Annotated in this window: 26 protein-coding genes; 9 read left to right on the top strand and 17 right to left on the bottom strand. The window is 64.7% G+C overall.

The window, feature by feature from the left end; genetic code table 11:
* Positions 1-198: 198 nt before the first annotated feature.
* Together phoR and phoB are read right to left on the bottom strand one after the other, a co-directional pair.
* On the bottom strand, positions 199-1,506 hold the full coding sequence (phoR, locus tag C6A77_RS11170; RefSeq protein WP_114169527.1) for a phosphate regulon sensor histidine kinase PhoR: 1,308 nt from the start codon (positions 1,504-1,506) through the stop codon (positions 199-201).
* A gap of 48 nt (positions 1,507-1,554) precedes the next feature.
* Positions 1,555-2,244, bottom strand: coding sequence for a phosphate regulon transcriptional regulator PhoB (gene phoB / locus C6A77_RS11165; RefSeq protein ID WP_003253341.1), 690 nt, complete (start codon positions 2,242-2,244; stop codon positions 1,555-1,557).
* 172 nt (positions 2,245-2,416) lie between these two features.
* On the opposite strand from phoB, the gene C6A77_RS11160 reads away from it, so the two are divergent.
* Positions 2,417-2,788, top strand: a complete 372-nt coding sequence (locus tag C6A77_RS11160) for a hypothetical protein (protein ID WP_112249433.1) — start codon at positions 2,417-2,419, stop codon at positions 2,786-2,788.
* A gap of 118 nt (positions 2,789-2,906) precedes the next feature.
* On the opposite strand, the gene ubiA is transcribed toward C6A77_RS11160, so the two are convergent.
* Positions 2,907-3,797 (bottom strand): 4-hydroxybenzoate octaprenyltransferase, encoded by an 891-nt coding sequence (gene ubiA / locus C6A77_RS11155; protein ID WP_114169526.1) that lies wholly within the window; start codon positions 3,795-3,797, stop codon positions 2,907-2,909.
* Positions 3,797-4,354, bottom strand: coding sequence for a chorismate lyase (locus tag C6A77_RS11150; protein ID WP_114169525.1), 558 nt, complete (start codon positions 4,352-4,354; stop codon positions 3,797-3,799). The genes ubiA and C6A77_RS11150 overlap by 1 nt, the downstream gene beginning before the upstream one ends.
* A gap of 247 nt (positions 4,355-4,601) precedes the next feature.
* On the opposite strand from C6A77_RS11150, the gene C6A77_RS11145 reads away from it, so the two are divergent.
* The 4 genes from C6A77_RS11145 (at position 4,602) to C6A77_RS11130 (ending at position 6,942) form a co-directional block, all read left to right on the top strand.
* Positions 4,602-4,769 (top strand): rubredoxin, encoded by a 168-nt coding sequence (locus tag C6A77_RS11145; protein WP_114169524.1) that lies wholly within the window; start codon positions 4,602-4,604, stop codon positions 4,767-4,769.
* Positions 4,770-4,785: 16 nt separating this feature from the next.
* Positions 4,786-5,934 carry an FAD-dependent oxidoreductase gene (locus tag C6A77_RS11140; RefSeq protein WP_114169523.1) on the top strand — a complete coding sequence of 383 codons (1,149 nt, stop codon included), beginning with the start codon at positions 4,786-4,788 and terminating at the stop codon, positions 5,932-5,934.
* 186 nt (positions 5,935-6,120) lie between these two features.
* Positions 6,121-6,420: an HU family DNA-binding protein gene (locus C6A77_RS11135; RefSeq protein ID WP_114169522.1), complete on the top strand. Its 300-nt coding sequence runs from the start codon at positions 6,121-6,123 to the stop codon at positions 6,418-6,420.
* Positions 6,421-6,567: 147 nt separating this feature from the next.
* The gene (locus C6A77_RS11130) at positions 6,568-6,942 is read left to right on the top strand and encodes a helicase (RefSeq protein ID WP_114169521.1); all 375 of its coding nucleotides are present in this window, start codon (positions 6,568-6,570) and stop codon (positions 6,940-6,942) included.
* Between the two features lie 129 nt (positions 6,943-7,071).
* Here the strand turns inward: C6A77_RS11130 and C6A77_RS11120 are convergent, their stop codons facing one another.
* The 6 genes from C6A77_RS11120 to exbB all read right to left on the bottom strand — a co-directional run bounded on the left by C6A77_RS11120 (position 7,072) and on the right by exbB (position 13,781).
* Positions 7,072-8,475, bottom strand: coding sequence for an aminoacyl-tRNA deacylase and HDOD domain-containing protein (locus C6A77_RS11120; RefSeq protein ID WP_114169519.1), 1,404 nt, complete (start codon positions 8,473-8,475; stop codon positions 7,072-7,074).
* A gap of 77 nt (positions 8,476-8,552) precedes the next feature.
* A complete protein-coding gene (gene recG, locus C6A77_RS11115; RefSeq protein ID WP_114169518.1) occupies positions 8,553-10,631 on the bottom strand; it encodes an ATP-dependent DNA helicase RecG in 2,079 nt (692 codons plus the stop codon).
* A gap of 3 nt (positions 10,632-10,634) precedes the next feature.
* Positions 10,635-11,561, bottom strand: coding sequence for a hydrogen peroxide-inducible genes activator (locus C6A77_RS11110; RefSeq protein WP_063912240.1), 927 nt, complete (start codon positions 11,559-11,561; stop codon positions 10,635-10,637).
* Positions 11,562-11,655: 94 nt separating this feature from the next.
* Positions 11,656-12,387 carry an energy transducer TonB gene (locus tag C6A77_RS11105; RefSeq protein WP_114169517.1) on the bottom strand — a complete coding sequence of 244 codons (732 nt, stop codon included), beginning with the start codon at positions 12,385-12,387 and terminating at the stop codon, positions 11,656-11,658.
* Positions 12,384-12,812 carry a TonB system transport protein ExbD gene (gene exbD, locus C6A77_RS11100; protein ID WP_054901300.1) on the bottom strand — a complete coding sequence of 143 codons (429 nt, stop codon included), beginning with the start codon at positions 12,810-12,812 and terminating at the stop codon, positions 12,384-12,386. The genes C6A77_RS11105 and exbD overlap by 4 nt, the downstream gene beginning before the upstream one ends.
* A 3-nt stretch (positions 12,813-12,815) precedes the next feature.
* Positions 12,816-13,781 (bottom strand): tonB-system energizer ExbB, encoded by a 966-nt coding sequence (exbB, locus tag C6A77_RS11095; RefSeq protein ID WP_114169516.1) that lies wholly within the window; start codon positions 13,779-13,781, stop codon positions 12,816-12,818.
* A gap of 189 nt (positions 13,782-13,970) precedes the next feature.
* Here exbB and C6A77_RS11090 point away from each other — a divergent pair, with 189 nt between their 5' ends.
* Positions 13,971-14,828, top strand: coding sequence for an SDR family oxidoreductase (locus tag C6A77_RS11090; protein ID WP_114169515.1), 858 nt, complete (start codon positions 13,971-13,973; stop codon positions 14,826-14,828).
* Positions 14,829-14,958: 130 nt separating this feature from the next.
* Here the strand turns inward: C6A77_RS11090 and C6A77_RS11085 are convergent, their stop codons facing one another.
* The 5 genes from C6A77_RS11085 to C6A77_RS11065 all read right to left on the bottom strand — a co-directional run bounded on the left by C6A77_RS11085 (position 14,959) and on the right by C6A77_RS11065 (position 19,718).
* A complete protein-coding gene (locus C6A77_RS11085; RefSeq protein WP_114169514.1) occupies positions 14,959-15,690 on the bottom strand; it encodes a hypothetical protein in 732 nt (243 codons plus the stop codon).
* A 59-nt stretch (positions 15,691-15,749) separates the two neighbouring features.
* On the bottom strand, positions 15,750-16,130 hold the full coding sequence (locus C6A77_RS11080) for a RidA family protein (RefSeq protein WP_003253379.1): 381 nt from the start codon (positions 16,128-16,130) through the stop codon (positions 15,750-15,752).
* 23 nt (positions 16,131-16,153) lie between these two features.
* Positions 16,154-18,262 carry a bifunctional GTP diphosphokinase/guanosine-3',5'-bis pyrophosphate 3'-pyrophosphohydrolase gene (gene spoT / locus C6A77_RS11075; RefSeq protein WP_114169513.1) on the bottom strand — a complete coding sequence of 703 codons (2,109 nt, stop codon included), beginning with the start codon at positions 18,260-18,262 and terminating at the stop codon, positions 16,154-16,156.
* A gap of 59 nt (positions 18,263-18,321) precedes the next feature.
* Positions 18,322-18,585: a DNA-directed RNA polymerase subunit omega gene (rpoZ, locus tag C6A77_RS11070; RefSeq protein WP_003253383.1), complete on the bottom strand. Its 264-nt coding sequence runs from the start codon at positions 18,583-18,585 to the stop codon at positions 18,322-18,324.
* 260 nt (positions 18,586-18,845) lie between these two features.
* Positions 18,846-19,718, bottom strand: a complete 873-nt coding sequence (locus tag C6A77_RS11065; RefSeq protein ID WP_114169512.1) for a LysR family transcriptional regulator — start codon at positions 19,716-19,718, stop codon at positions 18,846-18,848.
* Positions 19,719-19,925: 207 nt separating this feature from the next.
* Here C6A77_RS11065 and C6A77_RS11060 point away from each other — a divergent pair, with 207 nt between their 5' ends.
* From C6A77_RS11060 to C6A77_RS11050, 3 genes are all read left to right on the top strand, one after another.
* Complete coding sequence (locus tag C6A77_RS11060; RefSeq protein ID WP_114169511.1) at positions 19,926-21,308, top strand: glutamine synthetase family protein; 1,383 nt, start codon at positions 19,926-19,928, stop codon at positions 21,306-21,308.
* A 4-nt stretch (positions 21,309-21,312) separates the two neighbouring features.
* Positions 21,313-22,086 carry a gamma-glutamyl-gamma-aminobutyrate hydrolase family protein gene (locus C6A77_RS11055; RefSeq protein WP_114169510.1) on the top strand — a complete coding sequence of 258 codons (774 nt, stop codon included), beginning with the start codon at positions 21,313-21,315 and terminating at the stop codon, positions 22,084-22,086.
* A 114-nt stretch (positions 22,087-22,200) separates the two neighbouring features.
* A complete protein-coding gene (locus tag C6A77_RS11050) occupies positions 22,201-23,742 on the top strand; it encodes an APC family permease (RefSeq protein WP_114169509.1) in 1,542 nt (513 codons plus the stop codon).
* Positions 23,743-23,865: 123 nt separating this feature from the next.
* Here the strand turns inward: C6A77_RS11050 and gmk are convergent, their stop codons facing one another.
* Positions 23,866-24,486: a guanylate kinase gene (gene gmk, locus C6A77_RS11045; RefSeq protein WP_114169508.1), complete on the bottom strand. Its 621-nt coding sequence runs from the start codon at positions 24,484-24,486 to the stop codon at positions 23,866-23,868.
* A gap of 13 nt (positions 24,487-24,499) precedes the next feature.
* Complete coding sequence (locus tag C6A77_RS11040; RefSeq protein WP_114169507.1) at positions 24,500-25,363, bottom strand: YicC/YloC family endoribonuclease; 864 nt, start codon at positions 25,361-25,363, stop codon at positions 24,500-24,502.
* Between the last annotated feature and the right edge of the window lie 107 nt (positions 25,364-25,470).

Here is a 25,470-nt window from a genome sequence, read left to right as displayed (position 1 = left end):
GTTCGTTGCGCTTGATCGGCTCGGGCGGTTGCGGGTGCAGGCGAGGGGGGGGGGGCGGGGGGGGGGGCGGGGCGGGGGGGGGGGGGGGGGGGGGGGGGCGGGCGCCCCCCCCCCCCCCCCCCCCCCCCCCCCCCCCCCCCGCCCCCGGGGGGGGGGCGGGCCCCCCGGCGATGGGCTGCAAGGCAGCCCCCGAGGCCCTCAAGCCTTGCCGTTAGCCAATTGTGCCGGCGCGAAGTGGCAGGTAAAGGTACTGCCGTGCCCCGGTACGCTGCTGATTTCCAGCTTGCCACGGTGGCGCATCAGCACATGCTTGACGATCGCCAGCCCCAGCCCGGTGCCGCCGGTATTCGACGCACGGCTGGAATCGACCCGGTAGAAGCGTTCGGTCAGGCGTGGCAGGTGCTTGGCCTCGATCCCCACCCCCGAGTCCTGCACCGACAGGTGCGCGCCCTGGGCATCGGCCCACCAGCGAACACGAATGCTGCCTTCGTCCTGGGTGTACTTGACCGCGTTGAACACCAGGTTGGAAAAGGCGCTGCGCAGTTCCGACTCGCTGCCCTTGAGCATCACGCCGGGTGCGGCTTCCAGGGTGATGCGCTGGTTGCGTGGCCCGGACAGGGCCTGGGCGTCGTTGCTGATCGCGGCGAGCAACGCATCGACTGCCACCGGCTGGTTATCCGAGGGGTAGTCGGTGGCCTCCAGCTTGGCCAGCAGCAGCAAGTCGTTGAGCAGCGTCTGCATGCGCGAGCCTTGCTGGCTCATCTGCTGCAAGGCACGGCTCCAGCGCGGGTTCACATCGTCGACGTTGTCCAGCAGGGTTTCCAGGTAGCCGGTGATCACCGTCAGCGGCGTGCGCAGCTCGTGCGACACGTTGGCCACGAAGTCCTTGCGCATCTGCTCCAGCTGGTGGATGCGGGTGACATCGCGCACCAGCATCAGGTGCTCGTTGTTGCCATAGCGGGTGATATGCAGCTGCACGCGCATGCGGTCGTTGATCGGCGAGGGAATTTCCAGCGGTTCGAGGTAGTTCTCGGCTTCGAAGTATTCCTTGAAGCGCGGGTGGCGCACCAGGTTGGTCACCTGCTGGCCGCCGTCCTGGGGGGTCTTGAAGCCCAGCAGGGTTTCGGCGGCGCGGTTCCACCATTCCAGGTTGCCATCGCTGTCGAGCATGATCACTGCGTCACGCAGCGCGGCGGTGGACTCCTGCACCCGGTCGATCACCGCCTGCAGGCGCCCGCGCACGCGCTGGTCGCGGCGTTGCAGGTGGTAGATGCTGTCGAACACCTCGCCCCACAGGCCGTAGCCATCGGGCGGTGCTTCGTCGGGTTGATGGTTGCGCAGCCAATCATGCAGGCGCAGCAGTTGCTTGAGGGTCCAGCCCAGATAGAGCGCCAGGCCGACAGCCAGGCTCCAGCCGTAGTAGCCGCTGATCAGCCCGCCGATCAGGCAGACGGTAATCAGCAGCAGCAGGTGGCGAATCAGGGTCGCGTGCCAGTTCTGGTTCAATTGACGGTCCTTGTACAACGACGTGCAGCGTGGCGCCTGTAGACTCGATCAGCTCTTGGTCGAGAAGCGGTAGCCAGTGCCCCGGACGGTTTGTACCAGATTTTCGTAGGCTTCACCCAGCGCCTTGCGCAGGCGGCGAATGTGCACATCGACGGTGCGCTCTTCGACATAGACGTTGCCGCCCCACACCTGGTCCAGCAGCTGGCCACGGGTGTAGGCGCGTTCCTGGTGGGTCATGAAGAACTGCAACAGGCGGTATTCGGTGGGGCCCATCTCGGCAGGCTTGCCATCGATGGTGACGCGGTGGCTGATCGGGTCGAGCAGCAGGCCGCCGACTTCGATGGGGGCCTCGCTGTCGCTCGGGCCGGTGCGGCGCAGCACGGCTTTCAGGCGGGCGACCAGCTCACGTGGCGAGAAGGGCTTGGTGATGTAGTCGTCGGCGCCCACTTCCAGGCCCTGGATCTTGTTGTCCTCTTCGCCTTTGGCGGTGAGCATGATGATCGGAATGTCGCCGGTCAGTTCGTCGCGCTTGAGGCGGCGGGCCAGCTCGATGCCGGAGGTGCCTGGCAGCATCCAGTCGAGCAGGATCAGGTCTGGCTTGCGGTCGACGATGATCGCATGGGCCTGTTGGGAGTTTTCCGCTTCCAGGCAGTCATAGCCGGCCATTTCCAGGGCAACGGCGATCATCTCGCGAATAGGCGCTTCGTCGTCGACGATCAGTATGTTCCTGCCAACCATGCTCAAAACCTCTCCTGGATACGATGTCTTGGCCCGCATTAGATAACGGAATTATTGCAGCTGTGTGACAGGGTGTTGGCCATTCTGGCGACATTCCATGACTGAACTAGGCTTGAAAGGGCCGCAATCGCGGCAATTTCAACTCAATCCCCCCGAAACAATGGTGAATCCAATGACACGACAAACGCTGAGCTGGATGGCCCTTTTCACTGCGCTGGCGCTACCGGGGGTGGCCTCTGCCGACCATGCGATGGAGAAGGGCGGCATGTTGGTCGACCATGCCGGCATGACCCTGTACACCTTCGACAAGGATGCGGGAGGCAAGTCGATGTGCAATGGCGAGTGCGCCACCAACTGGCCGCCGTTGATGGTCAAGGCCAATGACGAACCGGCCAAGGACAAGTGGACGGTGGTGATGCGCGATGACGGCAGCAAGCAGTGGGCCTATGACGGCAAGCCGCTGTACACCTTCATCAAGGACAAGAAAGCCGGGGACAAGACCGGTGATGGCGTGAAGGATGTCTGGCATATCGCCAAGCCTTGAGATCCGGGGCCGCGTTGCGACCCATCGCCGGCAAGCCAGCTCCCACAGGTTATGTGCAAGCTGTGAAGGCAGCGCTGTACCTGTGGGAGCTGGCTTGCCGGCGATAGGGACGTCAGCCTTAACGCAATGCGTAATCCAGCACGACCCCGATAAACACCAGCAGCCCCGCCCAGTGATTGTGCAGAAACGCCTTGAAGCACGAGTCCCGGTCCAGCTTGCGCGTTGACCAGTATTCCCAGGCGAAGCACGCCGCCGCGCCCAGCAGGCCCAGATGGAACCAGCCACCCAGTTCGAAGCGGTTACCGGCCAGCAACAGGCAGCCCAGCGACAGTAACTGCAAGGTCAGGATGATGGCACGGTCGGCGTCGCCGAACAGGATCGCGGTCGATTTCACGCCAATCTTCAGGTCGTCATCGCGGTCGACCATGGCGTAGTAGGTGTCGTAACCCACCGTCCACAGCAGGTTGGCGATATACAGCAGCCAGGCGCTGGCCGGCAGTTCGCCGCCGGCGGCAGTGAAGGCCATGGGAATGCCCCAGGAATACGCCGCGCCCAGCACCACCTGCGGGTAGTAGGTGTAGCGCTTCATGAACGGGTAGCAGAACGCCAGCGCCACCGCCCCGAATGACAGCCAGACCGTGCGGCTGTTGGTGCACAGCACCAGCAGGAAGCTTGCCCCGACCAGGATGGCGAACAGCGCCAGCGCTTCACGCGGGTTGACCCGGCCGCTGGCCAGGGGGCGGTCGGCGGTGCGTTTTACGTGGCCGTCCACCTTGCGGTCGGCAAAGTCGTTGATGCAGCAGCCGGCAGCACGCATCAGTACCACACCAAGGCCGAAGATCAGCACGTTGGCCAGGGTCGGTGAGCCGTTGCCGGCAATCCACACCGCCGACAGGGTCGGCCACAGCAGCAGGTAGATACCGATCGGCCGGTCCATGCGGCTGAGCTGGACGAAGTCCCAGGCGCGCGGGTGCAGGCGGTTCAGCGACTTGAGCAATTGCAGGTACATCAGCGGTGTTCCTCCTTGGCCGCTTGCCACAGTGCCGGCAGAAACACCTCTGCCACCAGCAGGTCCAGGCCGTCACGTTCGAAGCGCGAGCGGCGGCCCCACAGCGCCGCCTCGGCGGCTTCGCTCGGCAGCCAGGCCTGTGGATAACTGCACACCTCGATGGGGTGGCGGATGAACGCCTGGTCGCAGAACAGCAATTCCCCCAGCGAGCGGCTGCCCAGGGTTTCCAGGTCCAGCCCGCCGCGCTCCAGGGCACTGCGGCTGGCGACGCTGCGCGCGAACACCCAGGGTTGGCCGTGGCCGCGCAGGTACACCTCGCGCACCCAGCCTTCGGCACCGGCGGCGATGCCCAGCGCCTGGCATTCGTCAGCGCGCAACGGCTGCCAACCCTCGAACAGCGGGGTGACGCAGAAGTGGTCGTCGGACAGGCGGGTCAGGCGGCGGGTCAGCGAGCCCTCGTCGAACAGCCAGCCAAGGGTAGGCTGGTCAATGGCGGTCGCCAGCTGTGAATACGGCAGCCACGCGACAGCGGCTGCTTGCGGGGATTCGTACGACACGTCGGTCTGCTTGTTACATCCAGAGAGGCGGCGAGCTTAGCATGATTGCCCCGACTGCTTGCATACTGACGGCAGGGCCGCTACAAAGCCCCACGCATTGCGCGCTGGCTTCTTCGCGGCTAAAGCCGCTCCCACAGGGACCGCACAACCTCTGATGCTGTGCGGTCCCTGTGGGAGCGGCTTCAGCCGCGAAAGGGCCATCAGCAGCAACACAAAGCCCCAGCCTGAACCGAGGAAACCACCCCCTATGAAAAAGTGGCAATGTATTGTCTGCGGCCTGATCTACGACGAAGCCCAAGGCTGGCCCGACGACGGCATCGCTGCCGGTACCCGCTGGGAAGACGTGCCAGAAGACTGGCTGTGCCCCGACTGCGGCGTCGGCAAGAGCGACTTTGAAATGATCGCCATCGGTTGAGCGAGGAAAGCACGACATGACGTCCCCCGTGGTAATCATCGGTACCGGTCTTGCGGGCTACAACCTGGCCCGCGAATTTCGCAAGCTCGATACGCAGACGCCGTTGCTGCTGATCAGCGCCGATGACGGGCGCTCCTATTCCAAGCCCATGCTGTCCACCGGCTTTGCCAAGCAAAAGGACGCCGATGGCCTGTGCATGGCCGAGCCGGGCGCCATGGCCGAGCAACTGAACGCCGAAATCCGCACCCATACCCGCATTAGCGGTATCGACCCTGGGCACAAGCGCCTGTGGATCGGTGAAGAGGCAGTGTCCTACCGCGACCTGGTGCTGGCCTGGGGCGCGCAGACCGTGCAGGTGCCGATCGAAGGCGACGGCAGCCACCTGGTATTCCCGATCAACGACCTGGAAGACTACGCACGCTTTCGTGCCGCCGCCGCCGGCAAACAGCGCGTGCTGATTCTCGGTGCCGGCCTGATCGGCTGCGAGTTCGCCAACGACATGAGCCTTGGCGGTTTCCAGGTCGATGTGGTCGCCCCCTGCGAGCAGATCATGCCGACCCTGCTGCACTCGGCTGCCGCCAGCGCGGTGCAGGCCGGCCTGCAAGGCTTGGGTGTGCGCTTCCACCTTGGCCCGGTGCTGACCCGTCTGCAGCAGGTAGCGCACGGCCTGGAGGCGCACCTGTCGGATGGCAGCGTGATCGCCTGCGACCTGGTGGTGTCGGCCATCGGCCTGCGCCCGCGCACCGACCTGGCGGCTGCGGCCGGCCTGCAGACCAACCGCGGCGTCAGCGTGGACCGCGAGTTGCGCACCTCGCATGCCAACATCTTCGCCCTGGGCGATTGTGCCGAAGTCGATGGCATCAACCTGCTCTATGTGATGCCGCTGATGAGTTGTGCCCGGGCGCTGGCGCAAACCTTGGCCGGCACGCCGACAAAGGTCAGCTACGGGCCGATGCCGATCACCGTGAAAACCCCGGCCTGCCCGCTGGTGGTCTCGCCTGCGCCGCTGGGCCACGAAGGCACTTGGCAGGTAGAAGGCCAGGGCAGTGACCTCAAGGTGCTGTGCCTGGATGCCGACGGCAAGCTGCTGGGTTACGCCCTGACCGGGGCGGCGGTGATGGACAAGCTGGCCCTGAATCGCCAGTTGCCGGCGGTTATGGCGTAAATAGCGGGCGTTCTGTCGGATTTATCCTGTTGTTGCTCGCACAATGGCCGCGCAGATACTGGCGCGGCCCCGGTGCACGTGCCATTCTCACTTCCGTCTGCCGCAGATTAGAGCCTGCGGTGCCTTGAGCGCTGCTCCCAGGGCAGCACGGCATAACAACAAGAATTCCGTCAAAGAGGCTTCACTATGCGCAAACCAGAACTCGCCGCCGTCATCGCCGAAAAGGCCGATCTGACCAAGGAAAAGGCCAATCAGGTTTTGAACGCGATTCTCGACAGCATCACGGGTGCCCTGGACAAGGACACCGTGACCTTGGTCGGTTTCGGCACCTTCGAAAAACGCCATCGCGGTGCGCGTACCGGCAAGAACCCGCAAACCGGTGAGCCGGTCAAGATCAAGGCCAGCAACACCGTGGCCTTCAAGCCAGGCAAGAACCTGCGTGACAGCGTCAACGTGCCTGCCAAGCCGGCCAAGAAGGGCAAATGATCGCTTCCTGACCACCGCATGTCAGCCAAGCGGGCGCCTCAGGGCGCCCGTTGTGCTTTCTGTAGGCAAAGTGTTTCGAACTTGCATGAATAGTTCTGAAAAAGGATAGACTGCGCGCCTTAGTCATTTTTTATTCGAGGCGCGTTGATGAAGTTCCGTTTTCTTCTCTGGGCCATGGGGCTGTTGATGGCCAGGGCCAGCCGTAATAACCCGGCGTTCCAGCAGCAGCTCAAGGGCAAGGACCTGGTGTTCCAGATGCAGACCCTGGACGGCAAGGTCGCCCGGCACTTCATCGTCAACAACGAGCGCGTCAGCAGCAAGGGCGGTGCGCACCCGCAGCCAGCCTTCGCCATTGCCTTCAAGGACGCCGCTTATGGCTTTGCCACGATGCAGGCGGGCAACAAGCAGTTGGCGTTCATGCAGGGGATTCAGGACAAGAGCATCCAGATCAAGGGTAATCCGGCGCTGGTGATGTGGTTTCAGGGGCTGATGAAGTACCTCAAGCCGAAGAAGAAGAGCTGAAACCCAACGGGGCTGTTGACGCTTTGCCTGTGGGAGCGGGCATGCCCGCGAAACAAACGACGCGGTGTATGGCACCGGCTTCGCCGGTGTTCGCGGGCATGCCCGCTCCCACAGGTGACGCGTTAATGCTCAATGCGGTGCGTGAAACTGCGAAGCCAGCTCGCGCAACAGGCTCTCGGCCTCTAGCACCTTGTTCACCACTTCCTCGGCCTTGTCCCGGGTCATCCCCAGACGCTCCAGCAGCTCGTCAGGAATCTCCTGTTGCGGCCCCGAGCCAATCCCCCGCGAGCGCAGCAGGCGGGTGGCCAGGCATACCAGGTTGGGGAACGGCGCATATTCGCCGTCATAGGCCGGGTCGTGCTGGAAGCGCAGCGCGGTCGACAACTCCTCCGGCATGTCCCACAGCTTCATCAGCCAGGCGCCGATCTGTTCGCGGCTGATGCCCAGCAGGTGTTGTTCCACATAGGTGTGGCACAGGTGCGGGTTGACCTCCAGATGGCGGCAGATCAGCGAGAAATGTGGCGGGAACACGTGAGCCAGCAGCAGGTAGCCAAAGTTGTGCAGCAGCCCGGCCAGGTAGGTCAGGCCGGCCTCCGGGCGCTCGGCCCGTGGCATGGCGCGGGTCAGGCCTTCGATCACTGCAGCGGTGTAGATCGACTGTTGCCAGTACGGTGTGGCCTGTTGCGGGTGATCCTTCGGCAGGCTCAAGGTCTTGCCCAGCGCCAGGCCCAGAGCCAGGTTGATCACCAGATCGAAGCCCAGCACACGCACGATGGCGTCTTCCACCGAGCGGATCTTGCCCGGTGAGGCGTAGTACGGCGATGCCGCCCAGCTCACCACCTGCGCGGCCAGTGCCGGGTCGGTCTCGACCACGCCGGTGATGTCGTCGATGCTGGCGTTGGGGTCTACCCGCAGCTTGATGATTTTTTGCGCGGTATCGGCCAGTGGCGGGATTTCGATGGTTTCTTCCAGGCGCTTCTGGATGCGCCGGGCGGTGAAGGCCTGGACTGCCTGGCTGATTTCCCGGGTGTCGTCATGGGGGCGGTCGAGGTTGGGGCTGATCGCCTCGACGTCCTGGCCGAAGCTGCTGGCGCTGGCCTTGACCAGCATGCGCTTGAAATGCGCGCGCTCGATTTCCAGCAGAACGCCGGCTTCACCGGACTGAATGAACACGCTGTCGGCGTCGAGCAGGCTCTTTTCGTACTGGCACGGCGAGCTGGTCAGCGCTGGAATGCCTGGCAGGGCCTTGAGCTGGTGTTTGTCGAGCATCTGCTTCAGGCGCGGCACCGACACTGCGGTGAGCTGGCGCCCGGTCAGTTCGGCCAGGCGGTTGAGGTCCAGCAGCTGGCTCTGCGGGAACAGCACCATCAGCGCGCCGACTTCATCGTCGAGCAACACCGCCTGTACCCGCGCGGCTGCCGGCAGCTGCGGATGTTCGACCACCTCACGGTAGGCCACGCCGAGTTTGTCGAGCAGCAGCCGGATGACCGAAGGCGCGTGTGGGGTTGCGTTGTCCAGGGCAACTTCAGTCATGGTCCGTATCCACTGTTCGTTTAAACGCGAAGTATAACCAGCCTTAGGGCAAATCTGGATCCATTATGGGATCGTCGTCACACTTGGCCATATTGCTGCCCATGCCGCAACCAACGGTCGAGCAACGGGCTGACATGCTCCGGCCAGCGCGCGATCAGCGCCTGAGCGGCGTCGCGCACGGCGGGGAGCAGGTCGGCATCGCGCATCAGGTCGGCCACCTTGAACTGCAACAGGCCGGTCTGGCGGGTGCCGAGCATCTCGCCTGGGCCACGCAGCTCCAGGTCCTTTTCGGCGATGACGAAGCCGTCGTTGGTTTCGCGCATGATCCCCAGTCGCTCGCGGCCGATCTGCGACAGCGGCGGGTGGTACAACAGCACGCAATGGCTGACGGCGCTGCCCCGGCCAACCCGGCCGCGCAGCTGGTGCAACTGGGCCAGGCCCAGGCGCTCGGGGTTCTCGATGATCATCAGGCTGGCGTTGGGCACGTCCACGCCTACCTCGATGACCGTGGTAGCCACCAGCAGTTGCAGGTTGCCAGCCTTGAACTCGGCCATGATCTCGGCCTTTTCCGCTGGTTTCATGCGCCCGTGGATCAGCCCCACCCGCAATTCGCCCAGGGCGCTGCCCAGCTCTTCATAGGTGCTTTCGGCAGCCTGGCAGGTGAGCTCTTCGGATTCTTCGATCAAGGTGCACACCCAATAGGCCTGACGCCCTTCGGCGCAGGCGGCGCGCACGCGCTCGACCACTTCGAAACGACGGCTGTCGGCCACCAGCACGGTGTTCACCGGGGTACGGCCGGGCGGCAGTTCGTCGAGCACCGAGGTGTCCAGGTCGGCATAGGCGCTCATGGCCAGGGTGCGCGGAATCGGTGTGGCGGTCATGATCAACTGGTGCGGGCACAATTCGCCGGCCACCCCCTTCTTGCGCAGGGCCAGGCGCTGCTGCACGCCAAAACGGTGTTGTTCATCGATGATCGCCAGGGCCAGGTGCTTGAACTTCACCTCTTCCTGGAACAGCGCATGGGTGCCGACCACCATCGGTGCACCGTTGGCGATCTGTTCCAGCGACGCAGCCCGGGCCTTGCCCTTGAGCTTGCCGGCCAGCCAGGCCACTTCGATGCCCAGCGGCTCCAGCCAGCGCTTGAAGGTGATGTAGTGCTGTTCGGCAAGGATCTCGGTGGGCGCCATCAACGCCACCTGGTAGCCGGCTTCCAGCGCCTGCAGCGCGGCCAGTGCGGCGACCACGGTCTTGCCGGCACCTACATCACCTTGCACCAGGCGCATCATCGGCTCGTGCTGGCTCAGGTCGTAGGCAATTTCGTTGGCTACCCGCTGTTGCGCGCCGGTTGGCTGGAAGCCCAGGTTGGCCAGGTATTGCGCCGGCAGGCGGGTGGCCTTGGGCAGCACCGGTGCACGCAGGCTGCGCAGGCTTTCGCGTAGGCGCTGCTGCGACAGCTGGTGGGTCAGCAGTTCTTCGAAGGCCAGGCGGTGCTGGGCCCAGTGCTGGCCTTCGGCAAGCTCGTCGAGGTCGGCATCGGCTGGCGGGTTGTGCAAGTAGCGGATGGCATCGTCCAGTGGCGCCAGCCGGTAGTCGCGGGCCAGTTCGTCGGGCAGCCAGTCGGGCAGGCTGCGCGGGCCGAGCAGGCCCAGGCTCTGCTGGCACAGCTGGCGCAGGCGCTGCTGGGTGAGGCCTTCGGTGGACGGGTAGATCGGCGTCAGGGTCTGCTCGACCGGCGGTGGCGGCTCGTCGCCGTTCAGCGCGCGGTATTCCGGGTGGTAGATTTCCAGGCCCGAGGCGCCGGGGCGGGCTTCGCCATAGCAGCGCAGGTGGGTGCCACGCTTGAGGCCTTCCTTCTGCGCGTTGCTGAAGTGGTAGAAGCGCAGGCTCAGCACGCCACTGCCGTCGCCCAGGCGCACCACCAGGCTGCGGCGCTTGCCCATGGTCACGTCGGCGCCGCTGACCACGCCCTCGATCACCGCATCCTGGCCCGGGCGCAGCTGGCCGATGGGCACCACGCGGGTGCGGTCCTGATAGCGCAGGGGCAGGTGGAACAACACATCCTGCAGGTTTTCCAGGCCGACCTTGGCGAGTTTTTCCGCCATGGCCTCGCCAACACCCTTGAGTACCGTGACCGGGACCTTCGACAGCTCAGTCATGACTCAGGCCGGTTGTTCCACAGGGGCTTTGGCGACCGAGCAGAGGCGGATCGAGTCGGCGAGGATCTCGATGGCCTTCGGCCGCGGGAAGCTGGCACGCCAGGCGATGGCAACGGTGCGGAAAGGTGCCGGTGCGGTCAGCGGGCGGACTTCGATGACGCCGGGGGCGTAGTGGTGGCTGTGCACCGCCGACAGCGGCAGGATCGATACGCCAAGGCCCGAGGCGACCATGTGCCGGATGGTTTCCAGCGAGCTGGACTCGACCGTGGTGTGCCGGGAACCTTCACCGCCCTTGTTCAGGGTGGGGCAGGCTTCCAGTACCTGGTCGCGGAAGCAGTGCCCTTCACCGAGCAGCAACAGGCTCTTGTCGTTGAGCATGGCGGTGTCGATGGTCTTTTTCGCTGTCCACGGGTGGTCGGCCGGCATCAGGGCGCAGAACGGTTCATCGTACAGCGGCAAGGTCAGCACATCGGCTTCGTTGAACGGCAGGGCGATGATCACTGCGTCCAGTTCGCCGTTGCGCAGCTTTTCGCGCAGCACGTGGGTGAAGTTCTCTTCGATGTACAGCGGCATCTGCGGCGCCACGCGGTGCAGCTGCGGGATCAGGTGCGGGAACAGGTAGGGGCCGACGGTATAGATGGCACCGACCTTCAGCGGGGCGGTCAGCTGGTTCTTGCCAGCCTGGGCCAGCTCGCGAATGCCCTGGGCCTGCTCCAGTACCTTCTGCGCCTGGGCAACGATGCTCTCGCCGACCGGGGTCAGGCGCACCGCGCTCTTGCTGCGCTCGAAAATCAACACGCCAAGCTCGTCCTCGAGCTTCTTCACACCGACCGACAGGGTCGGCTGGCTCACATGACAGCGTTCGGCGGCATGGCCGAAATGCTGTTCCTGGGCGAGTGTGACGATGTAGCGTAATTCTGTGAGGGTCATAACGTGCGTCCATGAAGTTGCGAGCCCAGCATAGCGGCTGCAATCGATAGACGCACGTTATCAGACTTGCCGATTTGTGACAGAAACAAAAGTCTCAGCGGCGGTCCAGCGAGTAGACGAACGGGGCCACGACTTCGATCGTGCCGTTGTTCAGCAACTCAGGTGGCGGCTTGGGTACCGTGCCGGCCCGACGGATCATTTCCAGGGTCGCCCGGTCCAGCGCGGCACTGCCCGAGCCGCCGGCCATCGAGTACGACACCACCTTGCCCTCGGCGTCGACCACGAAGCGCAGGCGGTTGATGCCCTGCAGGCCGCGACGGCGCGCGTCTTCCGGGTAACGCTTGTACTTGGCCAGGTGGCGCAGCAGGTCACTCTGCCAGGTCGGCAGGGCCTTGCTGTTGGACGCAATGCTCGGCGCCGGTGCCGCCGACTTCTGCGGTGGCGTGTTGCTGGGCGGGGCGTCTACCGTCTGTTCGGTCGGCGGTGCTTCCTTCGGCGGCTCAGGCTTTTTCTCAGGCTTGGGCGGCTGTGGCTTGGCCTTCGGCTTGGGCGGCTTGGCGATGGCGATCTTTGGCTTGGGCGCCTCGACCAGCTTCGGCAGCGGTGGTTCCTCGACCGGTGCCGGTGGCTGCGGGGCCGCCTTCGGAGGGGGTGGTGGCGCAGGCTCCGGCAATGGCGCCAGCTCGACCATCATGGCTGCCGGGGGCAGCTCGATGGCCTGCGGCACCGACCAGTTCAGCGTCAGCAGCACGGCGACCACGTGCACACCCAGCACGAGCGCCAGGCTGCCAGCGTAGCGCGCCATGTTAGAGCGCGTTTTCGTCATTTCTTGGCTGCCGTCTCGAGACCCACCAGACCGACTTTCAGGTAACCGGCCGCGCGCATGTTGTTCATCACTTCCATCAGGTCACCGTAATCCACGCCTTTGTCAGCCTGGAAGAAGATGGTGGTTTCCTTGTCGCCCTTGGTCTTGGCGTCGAGCATGCGGCCAAGCTGGTCGGGGGCAGGGACCTGATCGTCGCCGACGTACAGCTTCTGGTCGGCCTTGACGCTGACGAACACCGGTTTCTCGGGCCTTGGTGCCGGCTTGGCGGTCGAGGCCGGCAGGTCGACCTTGATGTCCACCGTGGCCAAAGGGGCTGCGACCATGAAGATGATCAGCAGCACCAGCATCACGTCGATGAACGGCGTAACGTTGATTTCGTGGTTTTCGGCGAGGTCGTCGCCACCTTCGTTGAGATGCAGGCCCATGGCTTACCCCACTTTCACCATGTGCGGGGCAACGCGATCGCTGCCCTGGTGGTCGAGGTCACGGCTGACCAGCAGCAGCACCTGCGCGGAGGCGTCGGACACCTGGGCCTTGTAGCCGGCGATGGAGCGGGCGAAGACGTTGTAGATGACCACGGCCGGGATCGCGGCGACCAGGCCCAGGGCGGTGGCCAGCAGGGCTTCGGCGATACCCGGGGCAACCACGGCCAGGTTGGTGGTCTGGGTCTTGGCGATGCCGATGAAGCTGTTCATGATGCCCCATACGGTACCGAACAGGCCGACGAACGGTGCGGTGGAGCCGATGGTAGCGAGTACCCCGGTGCCGCTGCTCATGGTGCGGCCGCTGGCGTGTACCAGGCGCTCCAGGCGGAAGCTGACACGCTCCTTGATGCCTTCTTTTTCGCGGGCGTTGGCCGACAGGCGCATTTCTTCCAGCGCGTCGTGGACCAGGGTGTGCGCCAGGGTGCCTTCCTTGTTGGAAACCTCGCTGGCCTCCTTGAGGCTGGCGGACTTCTTCAGCAGGGCGATTTCACCGCGCAGGCGACGCTTGGCGCCCATCAGCTCGAAGCCTTTGGCAATCCAGATGGTCCAGGTGATGATGGAGGCAATGGCCAGGCCGATCATGACCGCCTTCACCACCACATCGGCGTTCTTGTACATGCCCCATGGGGACAGGTCGTGGGCCATGCCCAGCGAGGTATCTTCAACCAGGGCTTCGACGCTCGGGTCTACCGCGGCCGGGGCATCCGCCGGGGCAACAGTGCCAGCGGCAGGTGCCGGTGCAGCGGAAGCCGGGGCTGCTGGGGCAGCAGCGGCAGCCGGGGTGGCAGTATTGGCGGTTGGCTCATCGGCCATGGCCACCGGGGCCAGCACCAGGCTGAGCGTCAGCGCGGCGATGGCGCGCCAGGCGCGCGACGGGGTTGGCGAAGCGGAAGGTTGAGTACGTGTCATGCTAGCCGGACCTGATGAAGAAATAAGTGAGCGTTCTCCAAGGCCTCGAGGTAGGCCGAGAACAAATTGGCCGCCATTATTGCAAGTAATTCTTGTTAACAAAAGTAATCTTGTTGCTTTTTTCGCCTAAGGTCTAGCCATCCATCGTGTAGCGTGGTCGGGCTGATCAATGGGTCTAGGAGTTCAGAGATGTCAGACCGTTCCGTGATGGTGGTGGGTTGTGGTGATGTGGGCGGGCGTCTTGCCCGGCAGCTGCTTGCGCGTGGCTGGCAGGTGAGCGGCCTGCGCCGTTCGGTCGGGCAGCTGCCTGCGGGGGTTATGCCAGTGGCGGCGGACTTGTCCGAGCCTGCGATGCCCAGCGCCTGGCCGCAGCGCGCGCCGGATTACCTGGTGTATTGCGTGGCGGCCAGCCAGCACGACGAAGCGGGCTACCAGGCGGCCTATGTCGACGGTTTGCGCCATGTGCTGGCCTGGCTGGCCGAGCGCGGTCAGCGCCCGCGCCGGTTGCTGTTCGTTTCCAGCAGCAGCGTGTTTGCGCAGAAGGATGGCGAGTGGATCGATGAGCGCGCCGCCACCGAGCCGGAAGGCTATTCCGGGCGGTTGATGCTGGAAGCCGAGCAGCTGGCCCTGGCCAGCGGCATCCCGGCCAGCGTGGTGCGCCTGACCGGCATCTATGGCCCGGGCCGCGAGTGGCTGCTCAGCCAGGTGCGCCAGGGCTACCGCGTGGCCGAGCAGCCGCCGCTGTATGGCAACCGCATCCACGCCGAGGACGCCGCCAGCCTGTTGGCGTTCCTGTTGCAGGCGGATGCCGACGGCAAGGTGCTGGACGACTGCTACATCGGCGTCGACGACGACCCGGCGCCGCTGGCCGATGTGGTGGCGTGGCTGCGTGGGTACCTGGGGGTTACCGAGTGGTCCGATGAGCAGCGGGTGCGGCGTACCGGCAGCAAGCGCTGCAGCAACGCCCGGGCCCGGGCGCTGGGCTGGGCACCGGTGTACCCGAGTTACAAGGAAGGCTATGCGGCGATCCTGAAAGACCTGTGCTGAGGCTGCGGGCCTCTTCGCGGGTAAACCCGCTCCCACAAGTGCACCGCTGGTTTCAAGCCCGGCGGTGTACTTGTGGGAGCGGGTTTACCCGCGAAGGGGCCGGTGGGGTCGACTACGATTCCAGCAGGCTTCAGTCCTGCTCCAGCAGCCACTGGCGCTTGCCGGCTGCCAGCACGGGCATTTCGTCCGGCTGCGCACGGTTCACCGCCTGGAAGATTTCCAGCGTGTCGCCATCGCGCTTGAGAATGAACGGCGCGCCACGCTGGTTACGCTCCAGCCACAGGCTGTCATTGCTGCCACCCATGGTCGCGCAATCGCCGGCCAGGCACAGGGCGAAACGGTCTGGCCCGGGCAGGCCGGTAACGTTGCCGGTGTCGCTGAAGCGCACGCTGGCGCCTTTGCCCTGGCCTTCGATGATCTTCCAGTTGCCGCCCAGGTACGCCTGGTACAGCGCTTTCTCGAAACTGCTGCCCAGCGGCGCATTGGCCGCAGCGGGGGCCTTGGCGCGCACGAAGGTCTGTTTGGCGCCGCTTTGGTCGACAGCCTGCAACTCGTCGCCATCCAGCGACAACTGCTCGGTCTGGCCGCCCTGGAAGCGCGCCTGCCATTGCTTGTCGGTGGCGCTCAGTTGGCCGTCGGCCGCTTCGAAGCCATTGCTGTAGCTGGCCTGCTGGCTGGCGACGTCGAGCTTCCACTCGAATACAGGGCCGTGCTCATTGAGCGCCTGACGCAGGCTGCCGCCCTTGACGGCCGCAGTGATGGCGTCCTGGTTGATCCAGGTGCCGTTGAAATCTTCAGGTTTGTGACTGGCGCAGCCGCCCAGAAGCAGGGCTGCCAGCGCGAAGGGCAGTGCTTGACGCATGACGGGGTAACCTTGCGAAGGAGGGAAGGTGACGGGCAGGGCGCCCGTCACCAAGGGCATCATTCGATGACCAGGATGGCGTCCATTTCGACCTGGGAGCCTTTCGGCAGTGCGGCAACGCCAATGGCGGCGCGGGCCGGGTAGGGCTGCTCGAAGTAGCGGCCCATCACCTCGTTGACCTTGGCGAAGTGGCTCAGGTCAGTAAGGAAGATGTTCAGCTTGACGATGTCCTTGAACGAACCGCCAGCGGCTTCCGCCACGGCCTTGAGGTTCTCGAACACCTGAACGGTCTGGGCTTCGAAGCCTTCGACCAGTTCCATGGTTTTCGGGTCAAGCGGGATCTGGCCAGACATGTACACGGTGTTGCCGGCCTTGATCGCCTGCGAGTAGGTGCCGATGGCGGCAGGGGCCTTGTCGCTGTTGATGACGGTCTTGCTCATGTTGACTCCTTGCGGTTGGCGGACTACGTACGCATGCGGGTGATGCGGACCACACCGGCCAGGGTACGCAGCTTCTTGATCACACGCGCCAGGTGCACGCGGTCGTGCACGCTGACCACCAGTTGGACCACGCTGATACGGCCGTCGCGTTCGTCCATGCTGATCTTCTCGATGTTGCCGTCGGCGGCGTTGACGCTGCTTGCCAGCAGGGCAATCAGGCCGCGCTGGTGCTCCAGCTCGACACGCAACTCGACGTTGAACTCACCGGTGATGTCCTTGGCCCAGGAGAGCTGTACGCACTTTTCCGGGTTGTGGCGGATTTCACTGATGTTGCGGCAGTTTTCCAGGTGCACGACCATGCCCTTGCCGGCTGACAGGTGGCCAACGATCGGGTCGCCCGGGATCGGCGTGCAGCACTTGGCGTAGCTCAGCACCAGGCCTTCGGTACCGCGGATCGCCAGCGGGCCTTCCGGCGCCGGCAGCTGCTCGCCTTCGGCCGACAGCAGGCGGCGCGCGACCACGTAGGCCATGCGGTTGCCCAGGCCGATGTCTTCGAGCAGGTCTTCGATCAGTTCCAGGCGGTACTCGGCGAGAATCGCCTGGATGCGCTCCTGGGGGATTTTCTCCAGGCTGCTGTCGAAACCGGTAAGCACCTTGTTCAGCAAGCGTTCGCCCAGGCTGATCGACTCGGAGCGGCGCTGCTGCTTGAGCGCGTGGCGGATGTGCGTGCGAGCCTTGCCGGTAACCACGAAGTTGAGCCAGGCCGGGTTCGGCCTGGCGCCCGGGGCGCTGACGATTTCCACCGTCGAGCCGCTTTGCAGCGGTTCGGACAGCGGCGCCAGGCGGCGGTTGATGCGGCAGGCGATGCAGCTGTTGCCAACGTCGGTGTGCACCGCGTAGGCGAAGTCGACGGCCGTGGAGCCTTTGGGCAGCTCCATGATGCGGCCTTTGGGCGTGAACACGTAGACCTCGTCCGGGAACAGGTCGATCTTCACGCTTTCGATGAATTCCAGCGAGTTGCCGGCCCGTTGCTGCAGCTCGAGGATACCCTTGACCCACTGGCGGGCGCGGGCGTGGCTGCCCTTGGGCTGCTCGTCGTCGTTGGACTTGTACAGCCAGTGCGCGGCGATGCCGTTGTTGGCCATCTCTTCCATCTCGCGGGTACGGATCTGGATTTCGATGGGCACGCCGTGCATGCCGAACAGCGTGGTGTGCAACGACTGGTAGCCGTTGGCCTTGGGGATTGCGATGTAATCCTTGAAGCGGCCCGGCAGCGGCTTGTACAGGTTGTGCACGGCGCCGAGCACGCGGTAGCAGGTGTCGACCTTGTCGACGACGATGCGGAAGGCGTACACGTCCATGATCTCGTTGAAGGCGCGGCGCTTGCCACGCATCTTCTTGTAGATGCCATAGAGGTGCTTCTGCCGGCCGCTGACCTCGCCCACGATGCCGTCGGCGGCCAGGCAGTTGGCCAGCGAGTGCTCGATCTTGGCGACGATTTCCTTGCGGTTGCCGCGTGCGCTTTTCACCGCCCGGTGGATCAGCGACGAGCGCATCGGGTGCATGGCCTTGAAGCCGAGGTCCTCGAATTCCACGCGCACGGTGTGCATGCCCAGGCGGTTGGCGATGGGCGCGTAGATCTCGAGGGTTTCCTTGGCGATGCGCCGGCGTTTCTCGCCGGACAGCACTTCCAGGGTGCGCATGTTGTGCAGGCGGTCGGCCAGCTTGACCAGGATCACGCGGATATCGCGGGCCATGGCCATGGCCATTTTCTGGAAGTTCTCGGCCTGCGCCTCGGCCTTGGTCTCGAAGTTCATCTGGGTCAGCTTGCTGACCCCGTCGACCAGCTCGGCCACGGTCTCGCCGAACTGCTGGCTGAGGGCTTCCTTGGCGATGCCGGTGTCTTCGATCACATCGTGCAGCATGGCCGCCATCAGGCTCTGATGGTCCATGTGCATGTCGGCGAGGATGCTGGCCACGGCCAGCGGGTGGGTCACGTAGGGCTCGCCACTGCGGCGGCGCTGCCCGTCGTGGGCCTGTTCGGCGTAGAAATAGGCGCGCCGGACCAGGTTGACCTGTTCGGGGCCAAGATAGGTCGACAGCCGTTCGGCCAAGGCTTCTATACCCGGCATGGGTTCACCTCCTGCCGAGGAAGAGGGCCTTGCGCCGTGCGACGTCGACCTGGCATCAATCAGACAGCCTCGTTGTTCTCGTCCTCGAACGCGGCGAAGACCGGATCCTCGGTGACGATCTCTTCAGCAGCGATGAATTCGTTGGTGACGATGCCTTCGGCGATTTCACGCAGGGCAACAACGGTCGGCTTGTCGTTTTCCCACGCCACGCGTGGTTCTTTGCCGCCGGTCGCCAGCTGGCGAGCGCGCTTGGTCGAGAGCATGACCAGCTCAAAGCGGTTATCCACGTGTTCCAGGCAGTCTTCAACAGTTACGCGGGCCATGGTCTTCCTCAGTAGCAAATGCGGTGGGCGTGCAGCCCGATAATGGGCAGGCGGACTCGATAGTTTAAAAAATCACCAGCCAATAGGGAAGCGCTGTTTTGTCGGGTGTTACCTTCAAGCCCTGTGTTGCCTTCTTCGCGGCTAAAGCCGCTCCCACAGGGACCGCGTTGTCCTCAAGCCCGGCACCGCACCCTGTGGGAGCGACTTCAGTCGCGAAAGGGCCGCAACAGACAGCCTACCGCTTGAGCCTGACGATAACCTCAGAGCATCGCGTCACGCAACCGCGGGGTCAGCTCCTCGAACAGCGTCTGCACCGAGCGCAACGCCCGGCAATCCGGCCGGGTCAGCAGCCACAACTGGGTGTCGCAGCCCGGCAGCGGCCCGCTCAGTGCATCCACCCCGGGCAGCGCATGCACCATGTAGTCCGGCAGCGCCGCCACACCCAGCCCAGCGGTGACCAGCTGGGCGATGGTGGACATGCCGCTGCACTGGTAGCGCGGGCTCAGCCCCGGGTGCTGCTGGTTGCGCCAGACCACCGTGGGGTGGTCCTGCATCGAGTCGTCGGGGGCGATCCACGGCACGCTGGCGGGCGCCTCGGCCAGGCGCTCGCGCCACTGCGGCTGGCCGCAGACTACATAAGAGGTAGAGCCCAGGTTACGGCCCACCAGGTGTTCCGGAGGCGTATTGGTCAGGCGCAGGGCGATGTCGGCATCGCGTCGGCTGAGGTTGGCGAAGGTGTTGGAGGTGCCCATCTCCAGCGACAAGGCCGGGTAGTTGGGCATGAACTCGGCCAGCGCCGGCAGCAGCAGGCTGTGCATCACCGCCTCGGTACAGGTCAGCCGCACCGTTCCGCTGACCACCTGTTCGCCGCTGGTCATGGCAATACGCGCGGCCTCCAGCGCCTGTTCGGCACGCTCGGCCTGCTCGGCCAGCGCCTGCGCGGTGTCGGTCGGCAGGTAGCCCTTGCGGCTCTTGACGAACAGGGCGGTGCCCAGCGCCGACTCCAGGCGACGGATCGAGCGGAACACCGTCGATACGTCGACCTTGAGCAACTCGGCAGCCTTGGCCAGCGAGCGGCCACGTTCCAGCGCCAGGACCAGGGAGAGGTCGGCATGGGTAATCTGATATTGCATTGGTGCACGCTCTGCTTGCCGAATTGCCAATGTCTGTTGCGTTTTGGCCATTTTATAGTGGAACCGCCCCTGGGAATCAATGCGCCCGGTCGGGTAACCAATCCCCACGATGGGAAAGTGAAAAGAACAACAGCTGCAACCATCGTCGCCCCCCGAGGCGCCAGCCGCATCTCCACATCGCCGCAGCAAATCATAGGATGTACAGCCATGACGTCGGTAACCCCGTGCGCCAGTTCTTCCAGCGAGATGAATGACTTCCTCCAGGCCCATCCGGACACGCAGTACGTCGACCTGCTGATCTCCGACATGAACGGCGTGGTACGTGGCAAGCGCATCGAGCGGGCCAGCCTGCACAAGGTGTACGAAAAGGGCATCAACCTGCCGGCATCGCTGTTCGCCCTGGACATCAACGGCTCCACCGTGGAAAGCACCGGCCTTGGCCTGGACATCGGCGACGCCGACCGCATCTGCTTCCCGATCGCCGGCACGCTGTCGGACGAGCCGTGGCAGAAACGCCCCACCGCCCAGCTGCTGATGACCATGCACGAGCTGGATGGCCAGCCGTTCTTCGCCGACCCGCGCGAAGTGCTGCGCCAGGTGGTCAGCAAGTTCGACGACCTGGGCCTGGATATCTGCGCCGCGTTCGAGCTGGAGTTCTACCTGATCGATCAGGACAACCTCAACGGCCGGCCACAGCCGCCGCGTTCGCCGATTTCCGGCAAGCGCCCGCAGTCGACCCAGGTGTACCTGATCGACGACCTCGACGAATACGCCGACTGCCTGCAGGACATGCTCGAAGCGGCCAAGGAGCAGGGCCTGCCTGCCGACGCCATCGTCAAGGAAAGCGCCCCGGCGCAGTTCGAGGTCAACCTGCACCATGTGGCCGACCCACTGAAGGCCTGCGACTACGCGATCCTGCTCAAGCGCCTGATCAAGAACGTCGCCTACGACCATGAAATGGACACCACCTTCATGGCCAAGCCCTACCCGGGCCAGGCCGGCAATGGCCTGCACGTGCACATCTCGTTGCTGGACAAGAAAACCGGCAAGAACATTTTCGCCAGCGACGACCCGCTGCAAAGCGACGCGCTGCGCCATGCCATCGGCGGTGTACTGGAGACCATGCCGGCGTCGATGGCCTTCCTCTGCCCGAACATCAACTCCTATCGCCGCTTCGGCGCGCAGTTCTACGTGCCCAACGCGCCAAGCTGGGGCCTGGACAACCGCACCGTGGCCGTGCGCGTACCCACCGACAGCAGCGACAACGTGCGCCTCGAGCACCGCGTGGCCGGCGCCGACGCCAACCCGTACCTGATGCTCGCGGCGATCCTCGCCGGCGTTCACCACGGCCTGACCCAGCAGGTCGAGCCCCAGGCGCCGATCGAAGGCAACTCGTACGAGCAGCTGGATCAGAGCCTGCCGAACAACCTGCGCGATGCCCTGCGCGCGCTGGACGACAGCGAAATCCTCAACCAATACATCAGCCCGGACTACATCGATATCTTCGTGGCCTGCAAGGAAAGCGAACTGGCCGAGTTCGAAGTGTCGATTTCCGACCTCGAGTACAACTGGTACCTGCACACGGTGTAAGCCCATGAGCGCAAATGCGGTCCCCTTGATCGGTGTCAGCGCCTGCCGTCAGCAGGTGGGGAAGAACTCGTCGCACACGGTAGGCGACAAGTATGTCGAGGCGGCCGGCTTTGCCGGCTTGCCGCTGATCTTGCCCGCGCGTGACGGGGGCAGCGACACGCAGGCGCTGCTGGCTCGCCTGCATGGCATTGTTTTTACCGGCTCGCCTTCAAATATCGAACCGCATCATTACAATGGCGCCCCCAGCGCGGCGGGAACCCGGCACGATCTGGCACGTGATCGCCTGACCCTGCCGCTGCTGCAGGCGGCCATTGCCGCCGGTGTACCGGTGTTCTGTATCTGCCGTGGCTACCAGGAATTGAACGTGGCCCTGGGCGGCAGCTTGCACCAGCGCGTGCAGGAACTGCCCGGCTACCTTGACCATCGCGAACCTGAGGACGCACCCCTGGAGGTGCAATACGCCCCTCGTCACCCAGTCGGCATAGTGCCAGGCGGGTTGTTCGAGCGGCTGGGCCTGGCTGCGCAGTTCGAGGTCAACTCGCTGCACAGCCAGGGCATCGACCGCCTGGCCCCGGGCCTGCGCGTCGAGGCACGGGCCCCGGACGGCCTGATCGAAGCGGTGTCCATGCCTGCGGCGCCGGGCTTCGTGCTCGGCGTGCAGTGGCACCCGGAGTGGCGATTCAGCGAAAACCCGGTCTCGCTGCGCCTGTTCCAGGCGTTTCGCGAAGCCTGCATTGCTTATGCAACACGGGAGGCCGCACGGCAGGAGGCATTCTGACGTCAGCCGAAGGTCTCGGATGACTTGTTCCCGGCAGCACGCTTTCAATGAGTGAAAGCGGGTCTTGTACGCAAGGCCTGTGAAAACAATTCCAAAATTTACGGCAAATTACTCATGAGCAATTACACAGAAGCCGGCCGCCCACCCGATGTGGCAGCCGACGCGGGCAACACCCAGCGCAGCAAGGGGCTGGCCACCGGCCGGCTGGGCTTGCTGGCCAGCGTGGTGCTGGGCATTTCCACCATCGCCCCGGTCTACACCCTCACCGGCGCCCTTGGCCCGACCGTGCGTGAAGTGGGCGCGCACTTGCCTGCCGTGTTCATCGTCGGCTTCCTGCCGATGCTGCTGGTGGCCCTGGGCTACCGCGAACTGAACTCGGCAGAGCCGGACAGCGGCACCTCGTTCACCTGGTCGGCGCGTGCCTTCGGGCCGATGATCGGCTGGATCGGCGGTTGGGGGCTGGTGGTTGCCACCACCATCGTGCTGTCGAACCTGGCGGGGGTGGCGGTCGATTTCTTCTACCTGTTCCTTGGCCAGATCACCGGCAAGCACGAGCTGGCGGGGCTGGCCGACAACCTGTTGATCAACATCACCACCTGTTGCGTATTCATCGCCCTGGCGGTGTGGATCTGTTGCCGTGGCATGACCACCACCATGACCGTGCAGTACGGCCTGGTGGCGTTGCAGCTGCTGGTGCTGATCGGCTTCGGCTTTGCCGCTTTCGGCGAAACCACCGCGCCGCCACCCCTGGCGTTCGATTTCGCCTGGTTCAACCCGTTCGGCGTCGAGTCGTTCTCGGCCTTTGCTGCCGGGCTGTCGCTGTCGATCTTCATCTTCTGGGGCTGGGATGTGTGCCTGACCGTCAGCGAAGAATCGGTTGGCAGTGATGAGGTGCCGGGCAAGGCGGCCACCTGGACCGTGCTGCTGATTCTCGGCCTGTACCTGTTCACCGCCATTGCCACGCTGCAGTTCGCCGGTATCAGCGAACAGGGCCTGGGCCTGAACAACCCGCGCATCCAGGAAAACGTGTTCGCCCACCTGGCCGGTCCGGTCATGGGGCCGCTGGCGATCCTGATGTCCATCGCCGTGCTGGCCAGCACCGCGGCGTCGCTGCAGTCGACCTTCGTGTCGCCGGCGCGCACCCTGCTGGCCATGGGTTACTACGGCGCGGTGCCGCAGAAGTTCGCCAGTGTCTGCCCGCGCTCGCAAACCCCGCGTTACGCCACCATTTGCGCCGGCGTGGCCGCAGGCCTGTTCTACGTGACCATGCGTACCCTGAGCGAGAACGTGTTGGCCGACACCATCACGGCACTGGGCATGATGATCTGCTTCTACTATTCGCTGACGGCGTTCGCCTGCGTCTGGTACTTCCGCGACAGCCTGTTCGACAGCTTGCGCCACTTCCTGATGCGCGGCCTGTGCCCGCTGGCGGGTGGGGTGATCCTGTCGGTGATCTTCGTGCGTACCGCCATCGACAGCGCCTCGCCGGACTTCGGCAGCGGTTCGCATGTGGGCGGGCTGGGGCTGGTGTTCGTGATCGCCGCGATCATCTCGGTGCTGGGGATCGTGCTGATGATGCTGTCGCGCCTGCGCGCGCCGGCGTACTTCCTGGGGGCTACCCTGCGTCAGCAGGCTACCTTGCCACTGCAGGAATAAAGCTGGGGGCGCTTTGCGCCCCTATCGCGACACAAGGCCGCTCCCACAAAAGCACGGCGTACGCCATCAGATGTGGGAGCGGCCTTGTGTCGCGAAAGGGCCTCGAAGAGGCCCCATCGATTTTCAGCCGATCATTTGCTTCAGCAAAGCCGCGTGGCGCTGTTGCTGCTTCTTCAGCAGCAGGCGATTCGCGCGGAACACCGCCTTCAGATCTTCCAGCGCTTCGGCGAAATCATCGTTGATGATCACGTAGTCGTACTCGTCGTAGTGCACCATCTCGCTGACCGCTTCCTTCATGCGCCCGGCGATGATCTCTTCGCTGTCTTGCCCACGGCCATCCAGGCGCTCGCGCAGGGCCTGCTGGCTTGGCGGCAGGATGAACACCGACAGCGCCTCAGGCATCAGCTTGCGTACCTGCTGGGCGCCTTGCCAGTCGATTTCCAGGATCAGGTCATTGCCCTGGTCGAGTACCTCTTGCAGCGCGCTGCGCGAAGTCCCGTAGAAATTGCCGAACACTTCGGCGTGCTCGAGGAAGTCACCCTTGGCGATCAGCCCCTTGAAGTCTTCATGGCTGACGAAGTGGTAGTTCACGCCGTGCTGCTCACCCGGGCGCATGGCCCGCGTAGTGTGCGAAACCGAGACGCTGACGCGTTCGTCGGCCTTGATCAGGGCGGTGACCAGGCTGGTCTTGCCGGCGCCCGAAGGGGCCGAAACGATGTAGAGGGTGCCGCTGCTGTGGTTCATGGTCGGGGTGGCCTTACTCGATGTTCTGTACTTGTTCACGCATCTGTTCGATCAATACCTTCAGGTTGACCGCCGCTTGCGTGCTGCGCGGGTCGAAGGCCTTGGAGCCGAGGGTGTTGGCTTCGCGGTTGAGTTCCTGCATCAGGAAGTCCAGGCGCCGGCCGGCGGCACCGCCACCCTTGAGCACCCGGCGCACTTCGGTGACGTGGGTGCTGAGGCGGTCGAGCTCCTCGGCCACATCGCTCTTCTGGGCCAGCAGCACCATTTCCTGCTCCAGGCGCTGCGGGTCGAGCTCGGCCTGCATGTCGCCGAAGCGGTCGAGGATTTTCTGCCGCTGCGCCGCCAGCATCTGCGGCACCAGCGCGCGCAGGGTGGTGACTTCGCTGGCCATGTTGTCCAGGCGTTCGTTGATCAGCCGGGCCAGTTCCTGGCCTTCACGCTGGCGCCCGGCCTTGAGCTCGGCCAGCGCCTCATCGAACAGCGCCATGGCTTCGGCGTTCAGCGCCTGCGGGTCGCTGGCGTCGGCCACCAGCACGCCCGGCCACGACAGCACTTCCAGCGGGTTCAGCGGTGCCGGCTGCTTGATCAGGCCGGCGACTTCCTCGGCGGCGGCAACCAGCTGCGCGGCGCGTTCGCGGTCCACCTTCAGCGGTTTGCCGTTGCTGTCTTCGTTGAGGCGCAGGGTGCATTCCACCTTGCCCCGCGACAGGCCCTGGCGCAGGCCTTCGCGCACGGCGCCTTCGAGGTCGCGCAGGGCCTCGGGCAGGCGCAGGTGGGGCTCCAGGTAACGGTGGTTGACCGAACGCAGCTCCCAGACCAGGGTGCCTTGGCTGCCGGCACGCTCGACACGCGCAAAAGCGGTCATGCTGTGCACCATGGGGAGTACCTCGCATAGATGAATGAACGGGGAGCCTCTCGGCTGCAAGGCGCAGGATTGTAGCGCAGTGGGGCCTTGGCGCCCAATCCACCCATGTTACAGAGGGG

Origin of the sequence: Pseudomonas sp. AFG_SD02_1510_Pfu_092, from assembly GCF_003331055.1 — a bacterium.
Classification (GTDB): Bacteria; Pseudomonadota; Gammaproteobacteria; order Pseudomonadales; family Pseudomonadaceae; genus Aquipseudomonas.
This window is presented reverse-complemented; position numbering and strand designations above follow the sequence as displayed.